The 5,158-nt window shown below is 33.0% G+C and carries 3 protein-coding genes; all 3 read right to left on the bottom strand.

Annotated features, from left to right (window positions below; genetic code table 11):
* Positions 1-318: 318 nt before the first annotated feature.
* The 3 genes from EIY84_RS11390 to EIY84_RS11380 all read right to left on the bottom strand — a co-directional run bounded on the left by EIY84_RS11390 (position 319) and on the right by EIY84_RS11380 (position 5,016).
* On the bottom strand, positions 319-2,541 hold the full coding sequence (locus EIY84_RS11390; protein ID WP_124643278.1) for a S41 family peptidase: 2,223 nt from the start codon (positions 2,539-2,541) through the stop codon (positions 319-321).
* A 228-nt stretch (positions 2,542-2,769) separates the two neighbouring features.
* Positions 2,770-3,552 carry a lincosamide nucleotidyltransferase Lnu(H) gene (gene lnu(H) / locus EIY84_RS11385; protein WP_124643276.1) on the bottom strand — a complete coding sequence of 261 codons (783 nt, stop codon included), beginning with the start codon at positions 3,550-3,552 and terminating at the stop codon, positions 2,770-2,772.
* Between the two features lie 297 nt (positions 3,553-3,849).
* On the bottom strand, positions 3,850-5,016 hold the full coding sequence (locus EIY84_RS11380) for a tetracycline-inactivating monooxygenase Tet(X2) (protein WP_008651082.1): 1,167 nt from the start codon (positions 5,014-5,016) through the stop codon (positions 3,850-3,852).
* Positions 5,017-5,158 lie beyond the last annotated feature (142 nt).

Genomic DNA, 5,158 nt, shown 5'->3' with positions numbered 1-5,158 from the left:
TTAACCTACTTCTCTTTTAAGTCTTTTTTCGGCAAATTCAGACTTTAAGTTTTATATTTTTTAGAATTTTGTTTATTTACGAATTTTGGTTTTATTACTGTTTTTTGTGACTAGCACACAACGGTTCGGGGCTTTGCGAAGTGGCGGAAAATCGAAGCACGAAGTTTCGATTTAGACGACACGTAGCAAAAGCCAATTTCTATTTGCTAAATTATGAAAAAAGCCAATAAAATTGGCTTTTGCGGATTAAAATGTACAAACTTTCAACTTAGACGTTACCCCGCCATTTTGCAAAACCCTTGTTATAGGCAGGCATAATTATCGGTTTATTATTTCGATTGCTTTATCTAATATTTCGTCTTTGCCGTTTTTAATTCCCTCAATAGTTGGTTTTACAATAATGTCAGGTACAATTCCGATTCGTTGTGTTTCTTTTCCGTCTGGAAAATAAATTCCAATTCCTGAAATCATCGTTCTTAATCCTCCGGGTAATAGTATTTCAGATACATTTCCGTCAGCTCCTGCAGTTGTACTTCCGATGATTGTTGAATTTTTCACTGCTCGAAATGCCGTTGCGGTATATTCAGCCTGACTTTGTGACTTTTCATTTACAAGTACAACTAACTTCCCTTTGAAATAGTCTTTATCATTAGGTATTTTAAGAGATTGAGTAAATGTAAATTCTCCAGGATTGTCAGGATTTCCTATACTAAATTTGACAAAGGGTGTTGGTTCAGATACAAAATACGAACCTAAAGCAAAGGGAACAAATGTAGAAGGATAATTTCTTATGTCAATAATAATACCTTTAGTGTTCTTAAAAGATTTTTTGATTTCGGGAATGTCTTCTTCTTTGATGTTTGCCAAAGTGATGTAACCAATATTTCCGTCTAAAATCTTAAAACACTTTTCTTCTTTGTTTACTTTGTACCAATGATACATATTTAATTGTTTCCTGTCGTATAAGGTTACATCTTGTTGTTTTGTCTTGTTTTCAGAAATGTAATTTAGGCTAATTGTGTTTTTTGTAGAACGCAACAAGTCAGCTGAAATATCTCTTAACATAGAAGCCTCATTTGAAGACGGATAATAGCTTTTCAAGCTATCTACAATTGTCTGAATAGGTTTATTGTCGATATGAGTGATAATATCTCCAACTTTTAGAATTGCGTTTTCAGAAAACTCAAGGTTGTAATAATCAACTACGACATATTTGTTCTCAACAAATTCTGCTTTGAAAGGTGCGAAATTATTTCCTCGCAATTCAGCAATTTTATCTCCACCTCCCCACAAATTTGCGTGAGTATCGTTTATTTCTCCAATAATTTGAACAGCAACAAGCTCGTATTCCAATTCATTTTTCGCATTGATGAATTTAGGAATGTATTCTTTTAATACGCTGTTCCATTTTTTATCAGACAAATGTTTGTTTGGAAAAAAATATTCAATCATATTCCAATATTTGTAAACAGATAGCAATCTAAAACCATCATCAGGAAAAGACATATTGGAATAAGGATTTTCATTAGTGAAATCAGGATTTCCTACATTTGGATGCAGTTTTATGTAATAATTTTCTCCTTGATTTCTGTTTTTGTAAATTTCTTGCAATGAAACTTTTAAAGGCGTTGATAAATTTGAATTTTCAATCCACGATAAATCAGGTTTTAAAACTGCATCGTTTGGTGTTTGTTTACATTCTTTGCAAATAGGCAAATTTCCATATTTTCCAATCCAATTTGTAAGTATTTTATTTCTTTCTTGGTTGTTTTTTACTTTTAAATAATCAGGTAAAATTCTAAATAGCTCGTAATCCCAATTATAATTCCCTTTTGCTATTTCAGGATGATGATATTTCAAGAAACCCCAAATTTTTCCTAATAATTCTAAATTATTTATTGTTTCATCAGTTAAATTGAGAAAAGTAATATTTGAGCTTTTATCAAATTCTTTGTCTTTTTCGGCTGGTAGTATTTCTCTTGTATAGATTTCAAGATTTTTGTTGTCTAAATCTTTTCCGTCTATTGAAATTTGCAAATTATCTAACCACATTTTCCCCTTACCAACCAATAAACCACCTATAACTATTTTGTCTGTTTTTTCGGGGTTTAATGGTAAAATCACTTCGTATTCTTTCCAATCAGTTGTACCTGTAATTCCTCTATCATTCATATTATCAAACCCGATTTGTGGGTCGATACGCATCCACAATCCTGCATATCCATCAGTTACATTTTCGGTTTTGATAAATCCTGATAAACGGATAAATTTTCCTTTGTAGTTATTAGGCAAATTTATAGCCAATGCTTTAAAGTCAGGTTTACTATTATTATTGTCTATTACAGCCGAAAATTTTCCGTTTTTCGCATTAGTAGAATCTATGTAGATTTTATAATCATTACTTCCGAAGTTTTCCCATTTTTCAGGATAACCGTTCTCATTCTGCTCAAAATCAAGATTTAATTTTTGAATTTCAGATGTTTGTGTAAACCCCAATATTGAAAATAAAAGAGTGATTAAACTTAAGGTTAGTTTTTTCATAATTTCTGATTTTTGACGGCTCGTGAAAAATGCTTGCCTATAACGTTTTGGGTATTGCCGAAGGCGGGGAAATCGAAGCGGTAAGTTTCGATTTTGCACCGAGGCGAGCCAAAACGAATTTTTATGAGTTAAATTTAAAAATAAAAAACGAATAAAATTCGTTTTTGGCGGAGATAGAAGCACAAACTTTGAATTTAGCACTTTAGCCCCGCTTTTGGCAATACCTTGTTAGCGGTAGTTTTTTCTTATTTCATGTAGGGTTTCTTTCAGTTTGGGTTCAATATTGAGTTCGTCAAATAGTTTTTCCGATAAATTTAATGAGTTTTCAAAAGCTAAAATTATATTTTTAGGATTTAAATCCGATGTTACTGCTTTATAGGCAGAATACCAAGTCATATCAATATCCTTTTCAAGACTTTTAGTCGGGCTTTCCCAATGTTGGGTTTTGTTTATTCTTGCTCTGATAAGCCAAAGCAAATATTTTTGAACGTTTGATAAACTATGATGAGCGTGAGCAAATTCCTCTCGCTTAATTAAGTTGCTTGTTGTCAGTACAACATTGAGTAATGATTGACTTAACCACAAGATGTTTTCATTGGTTATTCTTTCGGGCGATTTCGTTTTGATTTGATTAAGCGTTTTCGTTAAATGTCCGTCTTTGTCGATTAGGTTCATTTGGTCAAAATCGCTAAATGTAACTATTCCGTCCCAAGATTTGATAATTTCAATTTCCTCTGTTTTTAAAAAATGAAATTCTCCTCTGACCAAATTCTCAAAAATAGCAACTTCGGTTCCATATTCATTTATAAAATATAAAGCCACAGGATGAATTTGATTTACCCATTTTTCTGCTGAGAAATTTTCTTTATTTTTTACAAAGATGTAAAATTCGATGTCAGAATATTTGTCTCCTTCGTTTTTGGTAAATGAACCATACATAAAAACAGCGGAAATATTTTCGTCTTGTTGAGCTATAGATTTTGTTTTGTTAATCATTTGTAACTGTGTCATTTTTTCTAATTTTTAAAAGTTAATAATAGAAAATTCCATTACTTTTTGAAAGCAATGAAAAGGTTTAAGTTTATATATTTTGGACAATTACTTATAGCTTCATCGGATTATATTTTTTTATGTTCAACATTCTGTTTGGTAAAATTACCGCTAACGTTTGGCAAATTGGCGATGGAGCCGACTTTTAGCACAAATGTTGAATAGAATTACTAATCTTCAACATTGCACAAAAGTTCAATAGAAGTACTTCACCGGCTCTATTGCCAATTTGTTTGTTATGTGCCGTTTTATTCCATTTTATACATTTAACAATTGCTGAAACGTAAAGTCGGGTTTAAACATTTCAATTTCGTTTTGAGTTGATTCTTCTTGTGCTTCTTTGCCATAGATAAACATTTGCTGTTCATAATTTTTAACAGCCTCTTCAATGCTATTAAATTTTCCATCGGCTAGATTATCAGACAATATCAAGGCATCCACCAACCCACTATTTACTCCCTGCCCTGCAAAAGGCGGCATCAAATGTGCGGCATCCCCAATCATTGTTATGGGTAATGGGCGCTTGCTTTTCCAAGGCTTTTCTAAAGGAAATATCCGTGTAGCCAATCCTACAAATGACAACGTCGTATGAATCAATTCTTTGTAGCGTTCGTCCCAATCGGAAAATTCTTTCAGAAGAAAATCAACGACACTATTTCTGTTTTGAAAATCTACCTGCGTTTGGTTTTTCCATTCATCAGGTGTTTTAAAACTTATTCCAAAATGCAATGCACCATTATTATTGGGGTTAGCAAATAATAAATTACCTTGGTGAGATGCCATTAGCCGGTTTCCATTGCATAGCTGAAAAAATCCAGGACAGTTTATCTCTGGTTGATGAATATCGGCTTGTATATTGAAAGTACCTGTTTCTTCAACTTCCGTGTCGGTAACAAATTTTCTTACCTTGGACATCCCGCCATTGGCAAGAATAACCAAATCTGCTGTTTCACTCGGTTTATTCTCAAAAGTTAGTGTCCACTTCTTCTTACCAGGTTCAAGCATAACAAGTTTTCTATCCCAAATAACCGTGTCGTTTTCTAAACTATTCAACAAGATAGCCCTTAAGTCATTTCTGTTTATTTCAGGATTGTCAAATCGATTTTCGGGCTTTACATTTTTTGTGGATAAAATATTGCCTTTTTCATCAGCAATATTTACACCCATTGGTAAGGCTAAGTCATAATAAGTTTGTAACAATCCCGCTTTTTTCATTGCTTCCTGACCTGAACCTTTGTGTAGGTCAAGGGTTCCACCAAAAATTCTTGCCTCTCGGTCGTTGTCTCTTTCGTAAACTGAAACGTCTATGCCGTTTTGCTGTAATAATTTTGCCATAGTCAGTCCAACGGGTCCACCACCAATTATTGCAACGTTCTTATCACTAAGTAAATTCATTTGTTTGTCTGTATCTATTCGCATTGTCATTCAAAAATGGCACATAACGGTTTGCGGCTTTGTGAAGTGCGGGCTTTGATTATCAAGTACTTATGCAATCTCTACACTTAGCAAAAAGCCATTTTCCTTTTGCTAAAATACGAAAATTAGGAAAAGAAAATGGCTTTTTGCG

It is taken from the genome of Amniculibacterium aquaticum (assembly GCF_003852705.1).
Taxonomy (GTDB): Bacteria; Bacteroidota; Bacteroidia; order Flavobacteriales; family Weeksellaceae; genus Amniculibacterium; species Amniculibacterium aquaticum.
Note: the sequence above shows the minus strand (reverse complement) of the source record. Positions and strands in the feature narration are given on the sequence as shown.

What these genes read in the sequence shown, in the direction of transcription:
- EIY84_RS11390 (WP_124643278.1), bottom strand. Translation starts at nt 2,541, where the DNA reads ATGAAAAAACTAACCTTAAGTTTAATCACTCTTTTATTTTCAATATTG.
- EIY84_RS11380 (WP_008651082.1), bottom strand. Translation starts at nt 5,016, where the DNA reads ATGACAATGCGAATAGATACAGACAAACAAATGAATTTACTTAGTGAT.